The 20,654-nt window shown below is 71.4% G+C and carries 18 protein-coding genes and 1 riboswitch; of the genes, 8 read left to right on the forward strand and 10 right to left on the reverse strand.

All coding sequences use genetic code 11. The annotated features are described in order from the left end of the window. Positions 1-103: 103 nt before the first annotated feature. The gene (locus ACFWW9_RS37065; protein ID WP_390387040.1) at positions 104-979 is read right to left on the reverse strand and encodes a DUF6542 domain-containing protein; all 876 of its coding nucleotides are present in this window, start codon (positions 977-979) and stop codon (positions 104-106) included. A 56-nt stretch (positions 980-1,035) separates the two neighbouring features. Beyond that, the gene (locus ACFWW9_RS37070; protein WP_390387041.1) at positions 1,036-1,977 is read right to left on the reverse strand and encodes a DNA recombination protein RmuC; all 942 of its coding nucleotides are present in this window, start codon (positions 1,975-1,977) and stop codon (positions 1,036-1,038) included. 98 nt (positions 1,978-2,075) lie between these two features. On the opposite strand from ACFWW9_RS37070, the gene ACFWW9_RS37075 reads away from it, so the two are divergent. From ACFWW9_RS37075 to ychF, 3 genes are read left to right on the forward strand one after another with little or no spacing between them, the layout of a single operon-like run. Further along, on the forward strand, positions 2,076-3,212 hold the full coding sequence (locus ACFWW9_RS37075; protein WP_390387043.1) for an exonuclease SbcCD subunit D: 1,137 nt from the start codon (positions 2,076-2,078) through the stop codon (positions 3,210-3,212). After that, complete coding sequence (locus ACFWW9_RS37080) at positions 3,209-6,079, forward strand: AAA family ATPase (protein WP_390387045.1); 2,871 nt, start codon at positions 3,209-3,211, stop codon at positions 6,077-6,079. The genes ACFWW9_RS37075 and ACFWW9_RS37080 overlap by 4 nt, the downstream gene beginning before the upstream one ends. An 11-nt stretch (positions 6,080-6,090) precedes the next feature. Further along, positions 6,091-7,170: a redox-regulated ATPase YchF gene (gene ychF / locus ACFWW9_RS37085; protein ID WP_390387046.1), complete on the forward strand. Its 1,080-nt coding sequence runs from the start codon at positions 6,091-6,093 to the stop codon at positions 7,168-7,170. Between the two features lie 50 nt (positions 7,171-7,220). Here the strand turns inward: ychF and ACFWW9_RS37090 are convergent, their stop codons facing one another. Genes ACFWW9_RS37090 through gntD form a run of 3 tightly spaced genes read right to left on the reverse strand, consistent with a single transcriptional unit; the run spans position 7,221 to position 10,167 of the window. Then, positions 7,221-8,345, reverse strand: coding sequence for an MFS transporter (locus tag ACFWW9_RS37090; RefSeq protein ID WP_390387048.1), 1,125 nt, complete (start codon positions 8,343-8,345; stop codon positions 7,221-7,223). A 5-nt stretch (positions 8,346-8,350) separates the two neighbouring features. After that, positions 8,351-9,097 (reverse strand): SDR family NAD(P)-dependent oxidoreductase, encoded by a 747-nt coding sequence (locus tag ACFWW9_RS37095; RefSeq protein WP_390387049.1) that lies wholly within the window; start codon positions 9,095-9,097, stop codon positions 8,351-8,353. 17 nt (positions 9,098-9,114) lie between these two features. Beyond that, positions 9,115-10,167 carry a guanitoxin biosynthesis L-enduracididine beta-hydroxylase GntD gene (gene gntD, locus ACFWW9_RS37100; RefSeq protein WP_390387051.1) on the reverse strand — a complete coding sequence of 351 codons (1,053 nt, stop codon included), beginning with the start codon at positions 10,165-10,167 and terminating at the stop codon, positions 9,115-9,117. Positions 10,168-10,386: 219 nt separating this feature from the next. Between gntD and ACFWW9_RS37105 the strand changes: the two genes are divergently transcribed. Both ACFWW9_RS37105 and ACFWW9_RS37110 read left to right on the forward strand, forming a co-directional pair. Next, on the forward strand, positions 10,387-11,019 hold the full coding sequence (locus tag ACFWW9_RS37105; RefSeq protein WP_390387052.1) for a DUF6218 family protein: 633 nt from the start codon (positions 10,387-10,389) through the stop codon (positions 11,017-11,019). A gap of 269 nt (positions 11,020-11,288) precedes the next feature. After that, positions 11,289-12,521 (forward strand): mannosyltransferase, encoded by a 1,233-nt coding sequence (locus tag ACFWW9_RS37110; protein WP_390387053.1) that lies wholly within the window; start codon positions 11,289-11,291, stop codon positions 12,519-12,521. Here ACFWW9_RS37110 and ACFWW9_RS37115 read toward each other — a convergent pair. Continuing rightward, positions 12,478-13,506, reverse strand: coding sequence for a glycoside hydrolase family 88 protein (locus ACFWW9_RS37115; RefSeq protein ID WP_390387054.1), 1,029 nt, complete (start codon positions 13,504-13,506; stop codon positions 12,478-12,480). The genes ACFWW9_RS37110 and ACFWW9_RS37115 overlap by 44 nt on opposite strands. A 139-nt stretch (positions 13,507-13,645) precedes the next feature. After that, on the reverse strand, positions 13,646-13,939 hold the full coding sequence (locus ACFWW9_RS37120) for a 4a-hydroxytetrahydrobiopterin dehydratase (RefSeq protein ID WP_390387056.1): 294 nt from the start codon (positions 13,937-13,939) through the stop codon (positions 13,646-13,648). 31 nt (positions 13,940-13,970) lie between these two features. Next, positions 13,971-14,084, forward strand: a riboswitch (TPP riboswitch). Between ACFWW9_RS37120 and ACFWW9_RS37125 the strand changes: the two genes are divergently transcribed. The 3 genes from ACFWW9_RS37125 (at position 14,075) to ACFWW9_RS37135 (ending at position 17,690) form a co-directional block, all read left to right on the forward strand. Further along, positions 14,075-15,115: a thiamine ABC transporter substrate binding subunit gene (locus tag ACFWW9_RS37125; protein ID WP_390387057.1), complete on the forward strand. Its 1,041-nt coding sequence runs from the start codon at positions 14,075-14,077 to the stop codon at positions 15,113-15,115. It overlaps the preceding riboswitch by 10 nt. Next, complete coding sequence (locus ACFWW9_RS37130) at positions 15,091-16,692, forward strand: ABC transporter permease (protein WP_390387059.1); 1,602 nt, start codon at positions 15,091-15,093, stop codon at positions 16,690-16,692. The genes ACFWW9_RS37125 and ACFWW9_RS37130 overlap by 25 nt, the downstream gene beginning before the upstream one ends. Next, positions 16,692-17,690: an ABC transporter ATP-binding protein gene (locus ACFWW9_RS37135; protein ID WP_390387061.1), complete on the forward strand. Its 999-nt coding sequence runs from the start codon at positions 16,692-16,694 to the stop codon at positions 17,688-17,690. Before ACFWW9_RS37130 ends, ACFWW9_RS37135 begins: the two co-directional genes overlap by 1 nt. Here the strand turns inward: ACFWW9_RS37135 and ACFWW9_RS37140 are convergent. The 3 genes from ACFWW9_RS37140 to ACFWW9_RS37150 are packed head-to-tail and all read right to left on the reverse strand — an operon-like array spanning position 17,652 to position 20,622. Further along, a complete protein-coding gene (locus ACFWW9_RS37140; RefSeq protein WP_390387062.1) occupies positions 17,652-18,488 on the reverse strand; it encodes an ABC transporter permease in 837 nt (278 codons plus the stop codon). The two genes, ACFWW9_RS37135 and ACFWW9_RS37140, sit on opposite strands and share 39 nt — an antisense overlap. Then, positions 18,485-19,492, reverse strand: a complete 1,008-nt coding sequence (locus ACFWW9_RS37145) for an ABC transporter ATP-binding protein (RefSeq protein WP_390387064.1) — start codon at positions 19,490-19,492, stop codon at positions 18,485-18,487. Before ACFWW9_RS37145 ends, ACFWW9_RS37140 begins: the two co-directional genes overlap by 4 nt. Continuing rightward, the gene (locus ACFWW9_RS37150; RefSeq protein ID WP_390387065.1) at positions 19,489-20,622 is read right to left on the reverse strand and encodes an outer membrane lipoprotein carrier protein LolA; all 1,134 of its coding nucleotides are present in this window, start codon (positions 20,620-20,622) and stop codon (positions 19,489-19,491) included. Before ACFWW9_RS37150 ends, ACFWW9_RS37145 begins: the two co-directional genes overlap by 4 nt. Positions 20,623-20,654: the final 32 nt, after the last annotated feature.

Below are 20,654 nucleotides of genomic sequence, written 5' to 3' on the forward strand. Positions count from 1 at the left end.
TATTTTTTTTTTTTTTATAGGTTTTTCTCATCATTTAAAAATACGAAAAAGGGTGGGATAATTGGCGCAACCGGGGGTTAGCCCTCCAAACGCCTACGAACCTTCAGCTTTCATCCCGAGGCGGCCGAGGCCGTCGAGGCGCACCAGGCCGGTCCCCACGCGGAGCCCCAGCAGGCGGAGTACGCCGCCGCTCCCCAGGCGGAACCGCACGAGCCCGAGCAGCCCGCCGCTCATCATCCACAGGCGCAGGCACCGCAGGCCTCTTACCTTCGGAACCAGCAGGCTTCCGCCGAGGCCCAGTATCTTCCCGAGTCGAAGACCGAGGCTTCTCCGAAGCCACCTTCACCGGCCGAGAAGCCCTCTCCTCAGCCCGATCACCCCGCTCGGACCGATCACCCCGGTCAGCCCGATCGCCCCGCTCAGCCTTCGCAGACGCCCGAACCTCCCGAGCCTCTTCCCGAGTGACCCGATTCGGATCCCGCTGCCGGAACACCCGCAGCACCCCGATCGCCACCGTGAAGATCGTCGTCACGGCCATCGTCGGAAACCCGTTGATCAACGGCCGTCCGAGGGTCAACGCCAACCCGCTGATCCCACCACTGGCGGGCATCCCTTGAGTGACGATCACCACCAACGGCACCACGATCGCCAGGATCAACGGCGGCTGCACCACGGGCCCGAACATCGAGCGCCGTTCCACGAACACGATCGCCCCGACGCACCCCACGAAGAACAGCACCGTGAAGATCCAGCCGACCGTAGCCGTCGAGCTCACGTCGATGTACGTCCCGACGATCGCCAGCACGAACGCGATCGCCACGGCCGCCCACCAGGGCAAACCCTTGAAGCTGCCGAACAGGGCGCGATCGTTCCAGGCGACGTCGTCCTCGTAGTCCTCGTCGTCGTCCAGTTCGCTACGCCGCTCGCGCGTCACCGTCACGCACTCTCCTTGCTCGGCATCGTCAGGGAAGGGGCACACGGTAGTCGGTGCGGTGTTAGCGCACGCTACAGCCGTGAAACGTCCTCACCTGTCTTTCACGCTTCACGCGCCTCCAAGGATGCACCGAGTCCTGACTGTTCGTCAGCTCTTCGCACGACCGGGATCGCCGTGGGGCTCGCCGAGGCCGTGCTCAACGGCTCCACCGCAGCTCGGAAGCCTTCCAGCGCGTCCAGCTCGCGCCGCCGCGCCGACAGGAACCGCTGGAGGTGCGTGCTCGACAGGTTGACCGCGTCAACCGCTCCGTCCGCCGCCCGGTGAGCCCGAGTCGCCTGGGCCCGGACCTGCTCCACGTCGTCGGCCAACGCCCGATCGGTCACCGCGAACATCGCCGCCGACGCGATCACCGCGAACCCGGTCGGCCCGCACAGGAAGACCCGCCGGTCCAGCAGCCACCGCAGCAGCTCCGGATCGGTGTCCAGCGCCGCGACCACGGCCCCGTCGTTCGGCACGAACATGATCGTCCCGTAGATCGCGTCGGCCCACCGCTGGTAGCCCTTGCCCGCCAGCTCCGCCGCGCGCGACCGGATGTTCCGCACGTGCACGCGCAGCGCGTCCGCGCGTTCGGCCAGGTCGTCGGTCTCCACGGCCTCGGCCCAGCAGACCATGCTCATCTTCGCGTCGACCGGCACCTGCCTGCCGCCGCCGACGCTCAGCACCATGTCCGGGCGGACCGAGCCGCCGCCCGCGACGTCGACCTGGAGGCTGAAGTGGATGCCCTCGCGCAAGCCCAGCGCGCGGGCCGTCTCGACGAGCACCTGCTCGCCGAGTTCACCCCTTCCGGTGACAGAGGAGAACGCCACCTCGTACCGCTGCAAGGCCGCCTGGTGGGCCTCGCCGCGCATCCGCTCGGACTGGATCGCCTCCAGCGCGGCGTCCGTGCGCCGGACGCTGTCCTGGTAGAGGCGCCACAGGAAGAGGAGCGCTCCCGCGAGCAGGAGCGCGACGACGATCGCCGCAGTGCTGAGAACCGCTGTCACGCCCCCGATCATGACGCATCGACCCATAGCACTCGATCGGGCGACACGCGGGACCGGTGGTGCTCGGGACTGTCGGTGCTTGGTCCTAGCGTTGCCCCATGCGCCTGCTGCACACCTCCGATTGGCACGTGGGCCGCACGTTCCACGGTCGGGACCTGCTCGCCGAGCAGGAGGCGGTGCTCAGCGGCCTCGCGGACCTCGTGGCGACGGAGCGGGTCGACGTGGTGGTCGTCGCGGGCGACCTGTACGACCGGGCGGTGCCGAACGCCGAGGCCGTGCAGACCTGTCAACGCGTGCTGAGCCGCATCAGGGCGGCGGGCGCGCGGATCGTGATCACGCCGGGGAACCACGATTCCGCGGCGCGGATCGGCGTGTTCGGCGAGTTCACCGCCGCAGGAGGCCTCTACACCCGCACCCGGATCGCCGAACTGGACGAGCCGGTGCTGCTGACCGACCCCCACGGCCCCGTCGCCCTGTACGGCATCCCCTTCCTGGAACCGGAACCCGCGCGCCAAGCACTCGGCGTGCCCGAGGCTCGCGGCCACGCGGGCGTGCTGACCGAGGCCATGCGCCGCGTCCGCGCGGACCTCGCGACCCGGTCCGGCACCCGCTCCGTGGTCCTGGCGCACGCGTTCGTGTCCGGCGGCGCGAGCAGCGACTCGGAGCGGACCATCGCGGTCGGCGGCGTGCAGGACGTGGCGACGTCGGTGTTCGACGGGGTCGACTACGTGGCGCTGGGCCACCTGCACGGGCCGCAGGTGCTGTCGGAGCGGATGCGGTATTCGGGCAGCCCGATGGCGTACTCGTTCTCCGAGGCCAGCCAGGGCAAGTGCGTGTGGCTGGTCGAGCTGGACGCCGGCGGGCTGGTGGGCGTGGAGAAGCGCGAGCTGCCGGTGCCGCGCCCGCTGGCGACGCTGTCCGGCGCGCTGGAGGACCTGCTGCTCGACCCGGCGCACGACGCCGTGGCCGACAGCTTCCTGTCCGTGGTGCTGACGGACCCGGTGCGGCCGCTGGACTCGTTGCGGCGCTTGCAGGAGCGGTTCCCGCACGCGGTGCACGTCGAGTGGCAGCCCGCGGGCGGCCGGGCGGCGGAGGTGCGGTTCGCGGTGCGCGGGCGGTCGGACGAGGAGGTCGCGTGCTGCTTCGTGGACGACTGCCGCGGCGGTGAGACGACCCCGCGGGAACAGGCGTTGCTGCGCGAGGCGTTCGCCGCCGCCGCGAGGGAGGCCCAGTGAGGTTGCACAGCCTGGAGCTGACGGCGTTCGGGCCGTACCCGAAGCGCGAGACCGTCGACTTCGACGTGCTCGGCGCGGACGGCCTGTTCCTGCTGCACGGCGACACGGGCGCGGGCAAGACGACCCTGCTCGACGCGGTGGCGTTCGCCCTGTTCGGCAAGGTCCCCGGCGCGCGCGGCGACGTGAAGAGGCTGCGCTGCGACTACGCGGACGTCGACACCGTCACGTCGGTGACGCTGGAGTTGACGGTCCAGGGCAGGCGGTTCCGGATCTCCCGGAGCCCCGAGTACGAGCGGCCGAAGAAGCGCGGCGACGGCTTCACCAAGCAGCAGGCCAAGGCGACGCTGACGTGGATCAGCGGGTGGCACGGCGACGGGCACACCCGCATCGACGAGGTCGCTCTCGAGGTCGAGAACCTGCTCGGGATGAACGCCGAGCAGTTCTTCCAGGTCGTGCTGCTGCCGCAGGGCGAGTTCGCCCGGTTCCTGCGCGCGGAGACGGCCGAGCGCGAGAAGCTGCTGGAGAAGCTGTTCGGGACGCAGCGGTTCTTGGACGTGGAGAACTGGTTCCGCACCCGCCGCACCGCCGCCGGTCAGGCGTTGGAGCAGCACCGGCAGGTCGGGCGCGCGCTGGTGCAGCGGGTGTCCGAGGCCGCGGGCGAGGAGTCGCCGGAGGTCGGCGACGAGGAGTGGCTCAGCTCCGTGCTGAAGCGGCTCGAAGGCGTGTTCGACGACGCCGAGGCCGTCGCGAGGTCAACGGCTGAGGCCGCCGAGACGGCCGAGGTGGCGCTGGCGTCGGTCCGGGTCGAGGCGGAACGCGTGCGCCGCGTCCGCGAGGCCCGGCGGGCGTTGGCGTCGTGCGACGAGAACGAAGCGCAGCGCCTGTCGTGGGTCGCCGAGGTGACCAGCGCCCGCCGGGCGGCTCCCGTGGTGCCGTCGCAGGACACGACCGTCCGATTGGGACAGTCGCTGGACCGGGCCAGATCCCTTGAGGCGGCGGCGTTCTCGGCGATCGTCGGCTACGAGGGCACCGACCTGCGCGGGGATTCCGAGCGGCTGCGGGAAGAAGCGGGCGGTCTGACCCAGCTCGCCGAGGAGGCGAAGCAGCAGCAACGGGACTCGGCGCGGATCACGGCGTTGACCGCCGCGCGGGACCGGCTGGAGAACCAGGTGGCCGCCGTCGACCCCACGCTGCCCGCGAAGGTGGCCGAGGCGCGGACGGCGGTCGAGGAGTCGACGGTCGCGGCGGCCCGGCTCGCCGAGGTGACCGCGTGGGCGGACGCGGCCCGGCAGCTGCCCGCGGCGGAGAAGGCCCTGACCACGGCGGCGGACGGGCTGCGCGCCGCCATCGACGCGCACCAGAAGGCGCAGGGCCACCTGCTGGACGTGCGGCGGCAGCGGCTGGACGGGATGGCCGTCGAACTGGCGGCCGCGCTGACCCCCGGCAAGGCCTGCCTGGTGTGCGGCTCGGCCGACCACCCGGCCCCCGCGCAGCCGATGCTGAACGCCGTCGGGGCGGCCGACGAGGACGAGGCCACGGCCCGCGAACAGGCGGCGGCTCGTGGTCGCGGTGTCGCCGAGCAGGCGAAGCTCGCGGCCGAGCACCGGGTCGAGACGCTGCTCAAGGTCGTCGACGACCGGCCGTTGGCCGACCTGCTCCGGGAGCACGAGGAGACGTCCGCGCTGGCCCGGTCGCGGACCCAGCGGACGGCCGCCCTCCGCGACCTGGAGCAGCTGTGGGAGCGGACCACCGCCGCCCACGCCGCCGCCGAACGCGAGCTGGTCGAGGTGTCGACGCAGCTCACGGCGTTGGACGAGGCCGTGACGGCGCGGACCGAACGCCTGGACGAGGCGCGCGGGGACTTCCCGGACGTGCCCGCCCGGCGCGCCCACCTGCTCGACCTGGCCGACGCGCTGGTCGAGGCGGCGAACCGGCGCGCGGCGGTCGAGGACCACGTCCTGCGGCTGGAGGAGCAGCGGGTCACGACGTCGGAACTAGCCGCCAGGGCCGGGTTCGCCGACGTCGAGGAGGCCCTGTCGGCCGCGCGGACCGACGCGGCCCTGACCGTGCTGGACCAGCGGATCACCGCGCTCGACCACCGCCGGGCGGCGGCGACGTCCGTGCTGGAGGAACTGGCGGACGTCGACCCGGCGCTGGAGGTCGACGTGGCTGGCGTGGAGGAGCGGTTCCGGACGTGCCGCGGGGAGGCCCAACGGGCCGCGTCGGCGCTGTCCTCGGCGCGGACGGCCGCGGCGCGGGTGGGTGAGCTGGCCGGGCAGCTGCGGGCGAAGTGGGTCGAGTTCGAGCCCGTCGAGGCGGAGTTCGCCGAGCTGGACGCGTTGACGGACGTGATCAACGGGCGCGGCCAGAACCACCGGCGGATGACGTTGCGGACGTACGTGCTCGCGTCGCGGCTGGAGGAGGTCGCGCTGGCCGCGAGCATGCGGCTGGAGCGGATGAGCCAGGGCCGGTACCGGTTCGTGCACTCCATCGCCGCCGGGTCGCACGGCAAGGCCGGTGGTCTCGGGCTCGACGTGCTGGACGACTACTCCGGCCAGCAGCGGCCCGCGAAGACGTTGTCCGGCGGCGAGTCGTTCCTGGCCTCGTTGGCGCTGGCCCTCGGGTTGGCGGACGTCGTCGCCGCGGAGACGGGCGGGGCGCTGCTGGACACCCTGTTCGTCGACGAGGGCTTCGGCACGCTCGACTCGGACACGCTCGACCTGGTGATGAACACCCTCGACGAGCTGCGCGCGGGCGGGCGGGTCGTCGGGCTGGTGTCGCACGTCGAGGAACTGCGGACGCGCATCCCCACCAGGCTGCGCGTCCGCAAGGCCCGGACCGGCTCGACGGTGCAGGTCACCGCGTAGACTTCCCCCTCGTGAGTTTGACCCTCGGCATCGTCGGCCTGCCCAACGTCGGCAAGAGCACCCTGTTCAACGCGCTGACCCGCAACGACGTGCTCGCCGCGAACTACCCGTTCGCGACGATCGAGCCCAACGTCGGTGTCGTTCCGCTGCCCGACGAGAGGTTGGCGAAGCTCGCCGAGATCTTCGGATCCGAGAAGCTGGTCCCCGCCGTGGTGTCGTTCGTCGACATCGCGGGCATCGTGAAGGGCGCCTCGGAGGGTGAGGGGCTCGGCAACAAGTTCCTCGCCAACATCCGCGAGGCCAACGCGATCTGCCAGGTCGTCCGCGTCTTCGACGACCCCGACGTCGTGCACGTCGACGGCCGCATCGACGCGGGCAGCGACATGGAGACGATCAACACCGAGCTGATCCTCGCCGACCTCCAGACGTTGGAGAAGGCCATCCCGAGGCTGGAGAAGGAGGCGCGGACCCAGAAGGACCGCCGCCCCGCGCTCGAAGCCGCGCAGAAGGCCAAGGCCATCCTCGACGGCGGCCGCACGATGTTCAGCGCGCAGTCCGAAGTGGACATCGAGCTGCTGCGCGAACTCAGCCTGCTGACCACCAAGCCGTTCCTGTACGTCTTCAACGCGGACGAGGGCATCCTCACCGACGACGCGAAGATGAAGGAACTGCGCGAACTGGTCGCCCCGGCCGACGCGGTGTTCCTGGACGCCAAGGTCGAGTCGGAACTGCTCGAACTCGACGAGGAGTCCGCCCGCGAACTCCTCGAGTCCATCGGCCAGCACGAGCCGGGCCTCTACTCCCTGGCGCGCGCCGGTTTCCACACCCTCGGCCTCCAGACCTACCTCACGGCGGGCCCGAAGGAAGCCAGGGCGTGGACCATCCCGCAGGGCGCCACCGCCCCGCAGGCGGCGGGCGTGATCCACACGGACTTCGAACGCGGCTTCATCAAGGCCGAGGTGGTCTCCTACGACGACCTCGTCGAGTCCGGCTCCAAGGCCGCCGCGAAGGCCGCGGGCAAGGTCCGCATGGAGGGCAAGGACTACGTGATGGTCGACGGCGACGTGGTCGAGTTCCGGTTCAACGTCTAGGACTTCGCCGACAAGGGCCGGACTCCCGTGGGGGTCCGGCCCTTTCGCGTTCAGGCGACGGTGACGAGTTCCCGTGTCGCCGCGGGTTTGCGGGTTCGGGCGATCAGCAGTACCGCCACCGCTGCGGTGAACAGCGCCGCCAGTGCGGTGGGGAGGCCGTGGGGGCCGAGGAGGTCCAGGGCGGTGCCCGCGTAGGGCGGGCCGAGGACGCCGCCGAGGCCCCACACGACGGCGAACGCGGAGTTCGCCAGCACGAGGTTGTGGCCCGCGTGGTCGTCGCCCAGCAGGGTCAGGGCCAAGGGGTAGCCGGCGAACGCGATTCCGCCCCACGCGCCCACCGCCACCAGGCCGAAGGGGCCCGCGGTGACGAGGAAGGGGAGGAGCAGCGCGCCCAGAGCGCCGCCGGAGAGGGAGACCAGCAGGGCCAAGCGGGTGTCGACGTGGTCGGCCAGCCAGCCCAGCGGGTACAGCAGGACGACCTGGCCCACCAGCAAACCAGTGAGCAGCAGTGCCGAGGCAGACGGGGACAGGCCCGTGCTCGTGCCGTAGGCCGGGAGGAACTGGAGGGTCACGGTGTCGAACACCGCGACGGCCAGCACCGGGACCAGCAGGAGCGACAACCCCCGCAGCAGGGTGGCCACGGGGAGGCGGCCCGAGGACGTCGTCGGGAGGGGGTGCTTGTCCACCGCCAGCACGGCGAAGGCGATCAGCGGGGCGAGGACGGCCGTGGTGAACAGGACCGTCGTGCCCGCGGTGAGCAGGAGCGGGCCGACGGCGAAGCCGACCGACAGCAGCGCGGTGTAGACGGTGAGCGTCCTGCCGCGCAGCGACGGTGCGACGACCTGGGAGATCCAGGTCTCGCTGAGGACGAACACGGTCACCGCGCCCGCGCCCAGAACGGCCCGCAGGCCCGCCGTCCACAGGACGTCCGCCGACAGGGCCGCCAGCACCGCGGACATGCCGAGCAGCGCGGTCATCGTGACGCGGCGGACGCCGAACGCCCGTGCCAGCGCGGGCACGAACGGGGCGGTGGCGATCATGCCCAGCGGGGTCATCGCGCCGCTGACGCCGACGGCCGTCCCGGACAGGCCCTTGGCGGTCAGCAGGGCCGTGAACAGCGGGTACGTGATGCCCAGGGTGATGCCGACCACGACGGCCGCCACGATCGGCGGCACCACCCTCATCGTGTCGCGCCCGCGGTGCCGTAGACGGCCGTCGTCGCGCCCGCGGTCTCGCCGCCGTCGACCACGAACTCCTGGCCGGTGATGAACCGGGCCTCGTCGGAGGCGAGGAAGTGGAACGTCGACGCGATCTCCGCGGGCGACGCGTGCCGGTGCAGCGGGATGGAGCGGTTGGTCTCGTCGAGCATGTCGCCGGTGTACTCGGCGAGCTGCATCGGCGTCAGGACAGCGCCGGGCGACACGCACGCGGTGCGGACGTGCGGGCTCAGTTCCAGCGCGAACGTCCGGCACAGCGCCACGATCCCGGCCTTGGTGGCGTTGTAGTCGGCGTAGAACGGGTAGCCGCGCAGCCCGTTGACCGACGCCGTGGCGAGCAGGACGCCCGACCGCTGGGCGACCATGTGCTCGGCCGCGACCCGCCACAGGCCGAGCACGCCGAGCAGGTTCACGTCGACCACGCGGCGCGCGTCGGCCTCGGTGATGTCGAGGACGCCGTGGCGGACGCTGATGCCCGCGTTGGCGATGACGACGTCGAGCGAGCCGAACTCGTCGTGGGTGGCGGTCACGGCGTCGCGGACGCCCTGCCAGTCGGTGACGTCCGCCTTGACCCACCGCACGTTCGGGTGCGGGTCGCCGGTCGGTGGGACGACGTCGAGGTTCACGACCCGGTCGCCGCCCTGGGCGAACCGGTCGGCGGTGGCCTCGCCGATGCCGTTGGAGGCTCCGGAGATGATGACCGTGCGCATGTCTCGTCCTTCCGGCGTCACAGCAGGACGCGCGGGTGTCGGGTCTCGTCGTCGGACGCGTGGCGGCGCAGGTCGCGGCCCGCGGTGATCTTCTTCAGCCAGCGGTCGGCGCCGTCGTAGCGGCTGGGGAACGGCCGCCTGCCGTGCACGGCCTGGTAGTTGTCGACGACCAGCAGCGTGCCGGGGCCGACGACGACGTCCCGCTGCACGCGCAGCAGTTCCGCCATCAGGGCGTCGAGCGCGCGTTCGGCCTCGACGTCGCCGGGGGCGCAGTGCATGAACGGGCGGTCGATCCGCAGGTACGGCGCGGCCCGGTCGCCGAACAGGACCGCGACCGGGGTCGGCTCGTCGCGCATCCGGATCGCTCGCGCCAGCGCGGGGTGCGTCGGGTCGCTCGCGGTGAGCTGCCGGATGTGCTCGTCGTCGGGCAGGATCGCGAACCGCTCCTGCGCCAGCACGGCCCTGACCTCGTCGGACAGGACCAGGTCGCGCACGGACGCCACGGTCGTGGGCACGCGGTCGTGGTTGCGCAGCCCCATCAGCAGCAGGTAGTCGCAGCGCCGGGGGTGGAATCCGTCCTCGGTGTGGAATTCGAGCAGGACGTCGCTGCTGTGCCCGTTCTGGCGCTTTTCGTTCCCGGAGATCGGGATGATGTTCTGCACCATCCGGCCCGCTTGCAGCGTGGCCCACGTCTGCGGTTCCCCGAGTGCCATGGCGCACAATCCGAGGATGATTTCCTGGTCGAGCGAGGAATGGTCGTCCGCCGGGATTTCCCAGTGTTCCGGCGTCGGCCCGATCAGGGCGTCGTCGACCGAGAGGCCGTGCACGAGGACGGCGGCGTGCGCCTCCTCGTGGCGGAAGTCGCGCAGGAATCCGCGCAGGCCGGAGGGCAGCCGGTCGACGGAGGGCCAGTGCTGGTCGTAGAAGACCGGGTCGACCGGGCGGAGCGCGGACGTGCGCAGCTCGGCGGCGAGGGAGAGGAGCTCGGCGGCTTCGTCGGGCGCCAGGTGGTACTCGGCGGGTGTCCCTGTTTCGCGCGCCGTGCCGCTTCCCGCATAAGCCGTTTTCATGGTGCTCCCGTGAACGAGGACGACGACGATGTGCGTCGTGGATCATTCAACGAGAAATTCCGGAGGGGGTGCAACGCCCTTAATTGTCATTTATCCGGCCATTGGGCGTCTCTTAGTGGCGCGAATTCGCCGCCGTCGATTTCCCCGATTTCGTCCCACGGAGTGGACACCGGATCGGGATAGGGTGAAACGGAGTGATCTTCACAGCGATGGGGGAGTATGACCACCGACACCTTGGCAGGGCAGTTAACGGCGCTCGACGGCAGGACCATGATCGGCCACGTGGTGGTGTGCCGGGCGGCGGGCGAGGTCGCCGTGACCCACGTGAGCGTGACGGGCGAGACCACCGGGGAGTGGACGGCTCCCGTCGGCGAACCGCTGCTGGAGCACTGCGCCGGGCGCGCGCTGCTCGCGTGGGACGCGGCCGAGGCGCTGGCCGTGGTGCGGGAGTGGGAACTGGCGTCGGGACGGGCCGTGGAGCCGGTCGTCGTCACGCTGCCCGAGGTGCTCGGGGAGGTGGCCGAGGCGCGGGAGGGGTACGCGGAGGTCGTCGCGCAGCAGCAGGCCGCGCACCTGGAGTCCGGTGACCTGCGCTGGCCCGTGACGCTGCCGGACCCGCTGCCCGCGACCCTGGAGGAGCTGCGGCGCCGGGCGCGGTTCGTGCCGCCGACGGACGTGTCGGAGGCCTTGGCGCAGGCGCGGCTGGTCAGCGGGCTGGGCGAATGGGTGGTGCGGAGGTGGCAGGAGAACGCCGTGGCGCTGGAGCGCCGGGACTACCTGCGCGAGAAGTTCGGTGAGCCGTCGGCGCTGGCTCCGCGGTGGGAGCGGCTGGTGGCCGACGCGGCTGGGTGAGGGGCCGGGTATGGGGGACGGTCCCGAGCGGGACGGTCCCCCATGAGCGGCTAGTGGAGCTGGTGGCGGTCGCGTGCGGCCAGTGCCAGCACGCCGCCCGCGGTGAAGAGCATTCCGACAGCGGCGACGAGCGCCACCACGATGTCCGTGGTCATGATTCTCCCGTGGTTGTGTGACTCCCACCTGTCATGACGTTCGGGTACCCCGTTTTTGCTCCCCGAGTCACCTACTTCACACTGGAATCAGTTCCCCACCCGAGGAGGCCCCGCGTGAACCCGCGCGCCGTGGAAGCCCGCGTGCTCGCCGTCGCGCCGTGGCTGCTGGCGTTGTCGCTGCTCGGGCAGCTGACGATGGTGGCGTTCCAGACGCAGATGACCATGATCGACCTGATGGTCTACCGCAACGGGTCGCCGGAGCTGTTCACCGGATTCCTCTACGACTGGCGCCTGAGCGAGTTCTCCGACAAGTTCGCGCTGCCGTTCACGTACCCGCCGTTCTCGGCGTTCGTGTTCCTGCCGCTGTCGTGGGTGCCGTGGGGCGTGGCGCGCTGGTTCTGGCAGATCCTGTGCCTCGCGTGCCTGTTCTGGCTGATCCGCACGGCCCTGAAGATGATCGACGCCGAGCACCTGTCCCGGCGCGCGATGCTGTGGACGGCGCTGGCGATCTGGGTCGAGCCGGTGCGCACGACGTTGAACTACGGGCAGATCAACCTGCTGCTGGCCGCCGTGCTGCTGGCCACGATGGCGAGCACCCGGCCGTGGGTCGCCGGGTTCGGCGTGGGGTTGACCGCCGGGATCAAGCTGACGCCCGCGGTGTCCGGCGTGTACTTCCTGGGCACGAAGCGGTTCGCGGCGGCGATCTGGTCGGTCGTGGCGTTCGCGCTGACGGTCGGGTTCGGGTTCCTGATCGCGCCGCAGCTGTCGAAGGAGTACTGGTTCCACCTGCTCGGCGACGCCACCCGCATCGGCCCGGTCGGGTCGTCGATCAACCAGTCGTTGCGCGGCGCGCTGTCGCGGACCGTCGGGTACGACGTGCAGAGCGGGCCGATCTGGCTGGCCGGGTGTGCCGTCGCCGTCGTGCTGATGCTGTGGGCGTTGCGGGAGGCGTTGCGGGCTCGGCAGACGTTGGCCGCGATCGTGGTGGTGCAGGTGTTCGGGCTGCTGGTGTCGCCGATCTCGTGGAGCCACCACTGGGTGTGGGCGATGCCCGCGCTGATGTGGCTGCTGTACGGGCCCGCGAACCGGCACCGGTTGGTCAACATCACCGCCGTGGTGTGGGTGGTGTCGATCGGGAGCTTCCTGATCTCGTTCCTGCTGATCTGGCAGGACTCGATCTGGATCATCTCCCGGCCGTGGTGGGAGTCGTTGCTGGGATGGGTCTACCCGGCTGCCGGGCTGCTCACGCTGGTGGCCGTGGCGGTCGGCCTGCGGGCCCTCGGGGACCCGCAGACCGAAGCCGTCAGCAGCCTGGAGTCAGAGCCGCAACCTGTTGACCAGCGGTGAGGTAGGCGCCCACGGCGAAGGCGGCGCTGTCGTCGGCGTTCGCCGGCCGGTGTGAGCCGCGGGGCTGGACGTAGCCGAGCCTGCCGGAGTCCTGGAGAGCGGACTTGGTCAGGGCGTCCCAGCCCTTCCGCACGATCGGCAGGTAGGCGGCCTTGTCGAGCACGCCCGCGTTGATGCCCGCCGCCAAGGCGTAGGTGATCAGGGCCGTGCTGCTCGTCTCCTTGCCGCCGAAGAGGAGTTCGGCGTTCCAGAAGCCGTCCGGGCGCTGGAGCCAGCGGAGGGTTTCCGCCGAGCGCTTCAACGTCCGCGCGTACTCGGCTCGCAGCGGACCGTCGGGCAGGGCCAGGACGGCCTTCGCCAAGCCGGAGGCGGCGAAGCCGTTGGCCTGGGCGTTGCCCAGCCACAGGCCGGTCAGGTCGCTGAACAGGCGGCGCTTGGCATCGCGGAACAACGTTCGGGACGCGTCCAGGAGCGCCTGGTTCGAGTCCATCACGCCGATCCGGGTGAACGACGGCAGCGAGAGGTTCAGGGCGTCCGGGGTGGTCCAGTACCTCGTGCCGCCCTTCGCGACGCTCTCGGCCTCGGCGGCCAGGTTCGCGCGCAACGGGTCGAGCACCCGGTTCTCCTGGTGGAAGTACCAGACGTCCAGGTAGGCCTCACCGGACGCCTGGGCGTCCGGGGCGAAGGGCTTCGCGGGATCGGCGGGCAGCAGCCACTGGTTCGCCTCGGTCCACGGCCACGTCTTGTGGTTGCTGATCCCGGTGGTGCGGACCTGGGCGAGGTTGCCCACGTGGAAGAGGGCGTTGGACCAGTTGTTCGCGGCCTGGTCGGTGTCGGTGGCCACCCAGTAGGTGGACGCCTTGATCATCAGGTCGGTGACCCCGCACCCGGCGGTGGGTGCGGGTTGGGCGGAAGCCGCGGGCGCCACGGCCAGCCCGCTCACGAGCAGGCCCACCACGGCGAGCGCGGTCCTCCGAAACGACATCAGCACTGGTGCCTCCTGGGGCGGAGGCGGCGGTGATCTCATCGAAGCGGGTCGCGGGTGATCACGCAAGGGACCGAAACGGACACCCTGAGCTGCGGGAACGTTCCGGTCCAACGCCGTGGACCCGGCGGGCGACCGGTCAGGCCAGTGCTTCGAGCACGCCGTCGATCTCGCTGGCCAGGCTGATGTCCAGTGCCGTGACCCCGCCCTTGGAGTGGGTGCTCACGCGAAACGTCAGCGTGCGCCAGCGGATGTCGATGTCGGGGTGGTGGTCGTTGTTCTCCGCGATCTCGGCCACCCGGTTCACCACCTGGATGGCTTCGGGGAAGCTCGTCAGCTCCACGATCCGCATCAGCGTGTTCTCCTGCGCGCTCCAACTCGGCAGGCTCCGCAGGGCTTCGGTCACCTGGTCGTCGGTCATCAGTTCGGCCATGGCCTGATGGTCCCACCGAGTCGCGTACGCTGCCGCTTACCACGGGAGTCCGGTGCTGCGCCGGGCTGAGAGGAAGGCGCGCGAGCCTTCGACCGTCCAACCTGATCCGGATCATGCCGGTGTAGGGAGAGACTGATGCTTCGCCACGTTCTTGTCGCCGTCGCCTGCTTGTCGCTGGTGGCGGGTTGTTCCGTCAGCGGGGGGTCCGCGCCCGCCGCTTCCGATCACACGGTCACGCTGGTGACGCACGACTCGTTCGTCGCCAAGCAGGAGACGCTGGACGCGTTCAAGGCCTCCTCCGGGATCACGATCAAGCAGGTCGCCAGCGGCGACGCCGGGGCGTTGACCAACAAGCTGGTGCTGACCAAGGCGAACCCGATCGGGGACGTCGCCTTCGGCGTCGACTCGACGTTCGCCTCGCGGGCGTTGAAGGAAGGGGTCTTCGCGGAGTACGCGAGCCCCGAGGCCTCCAAGGGAGCGCAGCGGTACCAGGTCGACGGCAGCAACAAGCTGCACGCCGTGGACGTCGGAGACGTGTGCCTGAACGTCGACATCGCCGGGCTGGCCGCGAAAGGCGTGCCGGAGCCCACGTCGTACGACGACCTGGTCGACCCGAAGTACAAGGACATGCTGGTGGTCGAGGACCCGGCCACGTCGTCGCCGGGGCTGGCCTTCCTGCTGGGGACGATCGGGAAGTACGGGCCCACCAGCTGGACCGAGTACTGGACGAAGCTCAAGGCCAACGGGGTCAAGGTCGTCAGCGGCTGGGAAGAGGCCTACAACCAGGACTTCTCCGGGTCCGCGGGCAAGGGGCCGAAGCCGATCGTGGTGTCCTACGCGTCGTCGCCGTCCGCCGAGATCGGTGAGGACGGCGCGCCGCGCACCAAGGCCGTGTTGGACACCTGCTACCGCCAGGTGGAGTACGCGGGGGTGCTGAACGGGGCCAAGAACCCCGAGGACGCCAAGAAGGTCGTGGACTTCCTGCTGTCCGAGCAGTTCCAGGCCGACGTGCCGGAGCAGATGTACGTGTACCCGTCTCGGGAAGGCGTGAAGCTGCCCGAGTCGTGGGAGAAGGCCGCGCCGCTGCCCAGCGCGTCGCAGACGTTGCCCGCCGAGCAGGTCAGCGCCAACCGCGAGCAGTGGGTGTCCCAGTGGCGCACGCTCGTAGTGGGCTGAGCTGGGCGTTCGCCGCGCTGGTCCCGCTGGTCTTCCTCGGGGTCTTCTTCGCCTGGCCGGTGCTCGCGATCGTGCACCTCGGGCTGCGTGACGGTGGTGTCGGGGAGGCGCTGACGGCCGCCTCGACGTGGGAGCTGGTCGGGTTCACGCTGGGGCAGGCCGCCGCGTCCACGGTGTTGGCGCTGGTCACGGGGTTGCCGGTGGCGTTCCTGCTGGCGCGCTGCAAGGTCGCGGGCTCGGGGTTCGTGCGGGCGGCGGTGATGGTGCCGTTCGTGCTGCCGACCGTGGTGGTGGGACTGGCCTTCCGGGCGTTGTGGCCGGACGGCGGGGTGCTGCCGATCGTGCTGGCCAACGCGTTCTTCAACGTCGCCGTGGTGGCGCGGACCGTGGGCGGGCTGTGGGCGCACACCGACCGGCGGGCCGAGGACGCCGCTCGGGCGCTGGGCGCGTCCCGGCCCCGTGCCTTCGTGTCCGTCGTCCTGCCGTCGTTGCTGCCCGCGATCGGGTCGGCGGCGTCGGTGGTGTTCCTGTTCTGCGCCACCAGTTTCGGGGTCGTGCTGGTGCTCGGCGGGGCGCGGTACCGGACGTTGGAGACCGAGATCTACCTGCGCACGGTCGAGCTGTTCGACCTGTCCGGGGCCGCGGCTTTGTCGCTGCTCCAGTTCGCCGCCGTGCTCGCGGTGCTGCTGCTCGGCGGGCTGGCGCGACGGCGGCGCGAGACGGCGTTGTCGTTGCGCGGGCAGGCGGACGTGGTGCGCAGGCCCACCGGTGGGGAGTGGGGGGTGGTCGCGGCGGCGTTCGCCGTGGTGCTCACGCTGCTGGTGCCCGTGGTGGGGCTGGTCGTGCGGTCGCTGTCCACAGTGGACGGCTGGAGCCTGGCGGGGTACCGGGCGCTGACCGGGACGGGGGAGCGGGGGACGTTGGCCGTCTCCGGGGTCGACGCGGCGATGAACTCGGTGCGCACGGCCACCGACGCGATGCTGCTGGCGTTGACGATCGGGGTGTTCTCGGCCGTCGTGCTGGTCGGGTTGCGGCGTGGGCGAACGCCCTGGGGGATCGGGGAAGCGCTCGACACGGCGTTGATGCTGCCGCTGGGCGTGTCCGCGGTGACGGTGGGGTTCGGGTACCTGATCACGATGGACGCGTTGCCCGGTGATCTCCGCACGTCGCCCGTGCTGGTGCCGTTGGCGCAGGCGCTGGTCGTGACGCCGCTGATCGTGCGGATCGTGCTGCCGGTGCTGCGCGCGGTCGACGAGCGGTTGCGGCAGGCCGCCGCGACGCTCGGCGCGAGCCCGTGGCGGGTGTGGCGCGAGGTGGACCTGCCGTTGGCCGGGCGGTCGCTGGTGGCGGCGGCCGGGTTCGGGTTCGTGGTGGCGCTGGGGGAGTTCGGGGCGACCAGCTTCCTGGCGCGGCCGGAGTCGCCGACGCTGCCGATCGTGATCGCGCGGCTGATGTCCCGGCCCGGCCAGCTCAACAGCCAGATGGCGTACGCCGCGTGCGCGCTGCTGATGGTGGTCACGGTCGCCGCGGTGCTGCTGATCGAGAAGCTGCGCGTGCCCAGCAGTGGGGAGTTCTGATGTCGCTGCGGATCGACGGGGTCGGCGTCCGGTACGGCGCCGTCGAAGCGGTGGCCGAGGTCGACCTGGAGGTCGCGGACGGCGAGGTGGTGGCGCTGCTCGGCCCGTCCGGCTGCGGCAAGTCGACGCTGCTGCGCGCGGTCGCGGGCCTGGAACGGCCGAGCGCGGGCGTCGTGGCGTGGGACGACGAGGACCTGGCCGGTGTCCCGGTGCACCGCAGGGGCTTCGGCCTGGTGTTCCAGGACGGGCAGCTGTTCCCGCACCGGGACGTGGCGGGCAACGTGGCGTTCGGGATGCGGATGCACGGCGTGGAGGCCGAGGCGCGGCACAAGCGCGTGGCCGAACTCCTCGAACTGGTCGGCCTCGGCGGCTACCAGAAGCGGCGGGTCACGGAGTTGTCCGGCGGCGAGCAGCAGCGCGTCGCGCTGGCGCGGGCGTTGGCCCCTCGACCCCGCTTGCTGCTGCTGGACGAGCCGCTGTCGGCGCTGGACCGGGCGTTGCGCGAGCAGTTGGCCGTCGACCTGGCGCGGTTGCTGCGCGAGGCCGGGGCAACGGCGCTGGTCGTGACGCACGACCACGACGAGGCGTTCACGCTCGCCGACCGGGTCGCGGTGATGCGGGCCGGGCGGATCCGGCAGGTCGGGCCGCCGACGGAGGTGTGGCGGTCGCCGGTCGACGTGGAGACTGCGAAGTTCCTGGGGTGCGGGAAGATCCTGCCCGCGGACCTGGCGCTGGAGCTGCTGGGGATCACCGTTCCGGGGCGCGTCGGACTGCGCTCCACGGCGTTGCGCGTCGACCCCGACGGGCCGCTGGAAGGCGTGGTGGAGGAACGGGTGCACCGCCGCGACCACGTGCGGCTGCTGGTGACCGTGCGGGACGAGGAGTTCGAAGCCGTCGCCCCGATCGCCGAGCCACCGGCGCTCGGCGATCGGGTGCGACTCGTCGTCGACCCGGACGGGCTAGCCGTCCTTGGTGACCAGGCGGATCGTGGCGAGTGACAGGCCGATCACCAGGTAGCACGCGGCCAACCCGGTGCTGTTCCACAGCTCCCCGGTCGGCATCGGGTCGCGCATCACGTCGGTCAGGCCGTTCCACGCCGAGGTGATCAGGTACGGCTGGAGCCAGTCCAGCGAGCTGAACGCGCCGAGCACGGCGAACACGATGAGCCCGGCCATGGTCGCGGCCATCACCACCAGCGGGTGCTCGGTGCACGCGGAGATCGCCAGCGCCACCGCGGCGACGGCCCACATCTGGAACGTCACCAGCAGGATCGTCAGCACGATCCGGCCCAGCGCCGCGCCGGTCGACAGCGTCGTGCCGGACACCGTGAGCATCCCGTCCATGCCGAACAGGGCCACACCGGTGATCACGCCGACGACGGCCATCAGCGTCACCGCGAACAGCGACATGACGGCGATCCCGAACGCCTTGATGCCCAGCAGCCGGATCCGGCCCACCGGCGCGACCAGCAGACCGCGCAGCGTGCCGTTGTTGGCCTCGCCCGCCAGGCCGTCGGCCGCCCAGATCGCGCCGACCAGCGGCAGCAGCAACGGCAGCGACAGGAACAGGGTGAAGATCGGCAGGACGAGCCCGTTGCCCGCGATGATCGCCGCGAGCCCCGGACCGGCCGGGCCCTGGGTGTTGTCGACGGCGAACCAGAGGCCGACACCGGCCAGGATCGGGACCACGCACAGCAGCCCCAACCCGATCACCGTGCGCGGGCGGCGCACGATCCAGCGCAGCTCCGAGCGCAGCTGCCGGGTCAACGGGGCGCGCGTGGCGACAGCCGTGGTCATCGTGCCCCCTCGTTGGTGTCCACAGCGGACAGGTGGTCGGACTCCTCGGCCTCGGTGAGCCGGGCGAACAGCTCCTCGAGGCCGGTGCGCTGGCGGACGGCCTCGTGGATCTCCACGCCCGCCTGCACGAGCGTCTGGAAGACGGCGGGCGCGGTCGTGCCGATCAGCTCGACCCGGACGCCCTCGGTGGACGGGCGGGCCGAGATCCGGGCCGCCCGCAGCGCGGTGAGCGCACTGTCCACATCGGACGTCGTCACCTGGAGCGCGGTGCTGTCGGAGTGCAGCAGCTCGGCCAGTTCCCCTTGCGCCACCACGGTTCCCCGGTGCAGCACGGCAACGTGCGTGCACGTGGCCTCGATCTCGCTGAGCAGGTGCGACGACACCAGCACCGTGCTGCCCGCCGCGTGCAGGTCGCCGATGACCTTCCGCACCTCGCGGGTGCCCGCCGGGTCGAGGCCGTTCGTCGGCTCGTCCAGCACGATCAGCTTGCGCGGCACCAGCAGCGCCGCCGCCAACCCGAGCCGCTGCTTCATGCCCAGCGAATAGCCCCGGTAGCGCCGGTGCGCGGCCTGCGCGAGCCCGACGCGTTCCACGGCGTCCTCCACGGCCTGCTTGACCGACCCGGTCGCCAGCAGCGGTTCGAACGCGGCGACGCGCCGCAGGTTCTCCCGGCCCGACAGGAACGGGTGGAAGCCCGGCCCCTCGACCAGCGCACCGACGTGCGGCAACGACGCGGCCGCCCCGTCGGGCAACGCCCGCCCGAGCAGCTCGACCGTCCCCTCGGTGGGCCGCACCAGCCCCAGCAGCATCCGGATCGTCGTCGTCTTGCCCGACCCGTTCGGCCCGAGCATCCCCAGCACCGCGCCCTCGGGCAGGTCCAGGTCCACCCGGTCCACCGCGACCGTGCTGCCGTACGTCTTGCGCAGTCCTCGCGTGCGCGCGGCGAGGACCGGGGTGGAGCCCGCCGAAGCGGACTCCACCCGTGCGCTGGTCGAAGTGGTCACTTCACCTGGCCGATCGCCTCGGTCAGCACCTGCTCCGGCACCGCGCCGAGCGCGATCCGGCCGTCGTCGGCGAGCAGGGCGTTGCCGATCTTGGTGCTGATCAGCGTTCCGCTGCCCCACGGGCCGCTGATCTGCTTGCCCAGCTGCTTCAGCAGGTCCTGCGGGTTGGCGCCGCTCGCGCCGGGGCCGCGGTGCTCCGGCTTGTCCTCGGCCGGGAGCTGCACGCCCGAGAGGGCCTCGGCCGGGGTCTTCGCGACGATCACGGTGTCCCAGCCGTCGCCGACGACCTGCGGCGACGCCTCGCCCAGAGCCTTCTCGGCGTCGGCCTTGTCCTGGTCGGACGGGGCCTCGAGCTTCTGCTCCTCGACCTTCGCGCTCGCCGACGGCGTGAACTGGAACAGCGCCGCGTCCTGCGCGCCGACCGTCAGCTCGGAGAAACCGACCTGGACGGCGGGCTCGTCGGTGCCGTTGGTCAGCAGCGACACGCGCAGCGGCATCCGCAGTTCCGAGTCGACCGCGACGCGCACCTCGCGCAGCACCGTCCGCTCGGTGGGCTTCGGCGTGAGCACCAGCTCGTAGGCCGGGCGGTTGGCCACGCGGGCCGTGCCGTCGACCGTCACGACGCTGGACTTCTCGATCTCGGACACGACGTCGCGCGCCAGCTGCACCGGCTCCAGCGGCTTGCCGTCCTGGCCGAGCCCGAGGCCGAGACCCATGTCCGGCTTCGCGGCCTCCGCGCCGTGCGGCGTCTTGGTCACGGTCTGCGTCTCCGAGTTCCACGACCAGAGCGTCGTGCCGTCGTCGACGATGGTCCGCTCGGAGCCGCCGGTCGGCAGCGACACGCGGGCCTTGCCCTGGCCGTCCGTCCACATCCGGACCTGGCTGGCGCCGTCGGACAGCTGCGGCAGACCGGCGATGGCCGGGATGCCCAGGCTGTTGTTCACGTCGACCGTGCCGCCGAACGCGGCGGGCTTGGCCGTGAGCACCGACTCGACGAGCGACTGCGCGTCGACCTGAGGCAGCACAGGTGCGGGCCCAGCGCCGGCGGGCATCGCCAGCACCCCCAGACCGGCTACCCCGGCGACCACCCCGGCCGCCGCGATGGCCACGGTCACCCTTCTCCTGTTCATGTCCCCTCCTCCACCTGCCGGTCAGCCGTGTG

This window comes from Umezawaea sp. NPDC059074 (assembly GCF_042738955.1).
Lineage (GTDB): Bacteria > Actinomycetota > Actinomycetes > Mycobacteriales > Pseudonocardiaceae > Umezawaea.

Excerpts from the sequence above, each read along its gene's own strand:
- ACFWW9_RS37140 (WP_390387062.1), bottom strand. The coding sequence starts at position 18,488 with ATGACCACGGCTGTCGCCACGCGCGCCCCGTTGACCCGGCAGCTGCGC.
- ACFWW9_RS37105 (WP_390387052.1), top strand. The coding sequence starts at position 10,387 with ATGACCACCGACACCTTGGCAGGGCAGTTAACGGCGCTCGACGGCAGG.
- ACFWW9_RS37115 (WP_390387054.1), bottom strand. The coding sequence starts at position 13,506 with ATGTCGTTTCGGAGGACCGCGCTCGCCGTGGTGGGCCTGCTCGTGAGC.
- ACFWW9_RS37135 (WP_390387061.1), top strand. The coding sequence starts at position 16,692 with ATGTCGCTGCGGATCGACGGGGTCGGCGTCCGGTACGGCGCCGTCGAA.
- ACFWW9_RS37150 (WP_390387065.1), bottom strand. The coding sequence starts at position 20,622 with ATGAACAGGAGAAGGGTGACCGTGGCCATCGCGGCGGCCGGGGTGGTC.
- ACFWW9_RS37075 (WP_390387043.1), top strand. The coding sequence starts at position 2,076 with ATGCGCCTGCTGCACACCTCCGATTGGCACGTGGGCCGCACGTTCCAC.
- gntD (WP_390387051.1), bottom strand. The coding sequence starts at position 10,167 with ATGAAAACGGCTTATGCGGGAAGCGGCACGGCGCGCGAAACAGGGACA.
- ACFWW9_RS37095 (WP_390387049.1), bottom strand. The coding sequence starts at position 9,097 with ATGCGCACGGTCATCATCTCCGGAGCCTCCAACGGCATCGGCGAGGCC.
- ACFWW9_RS37125 (WP_390387057.1), top strand. The coding sequence starts at position 14,075 with ATGCTTCGCCACGTTCTTGTCGCCGTCGCCTGCTTGTCGCTGGTGGCG.
- ACFWW9_RS37120 (WP_390387056.1), bottom strand. The coding sequence starts at position 13,939 with ATGGCCGAACTGATGACCGACGACCAGGTGACCGAAGCCCTGCGGAGC.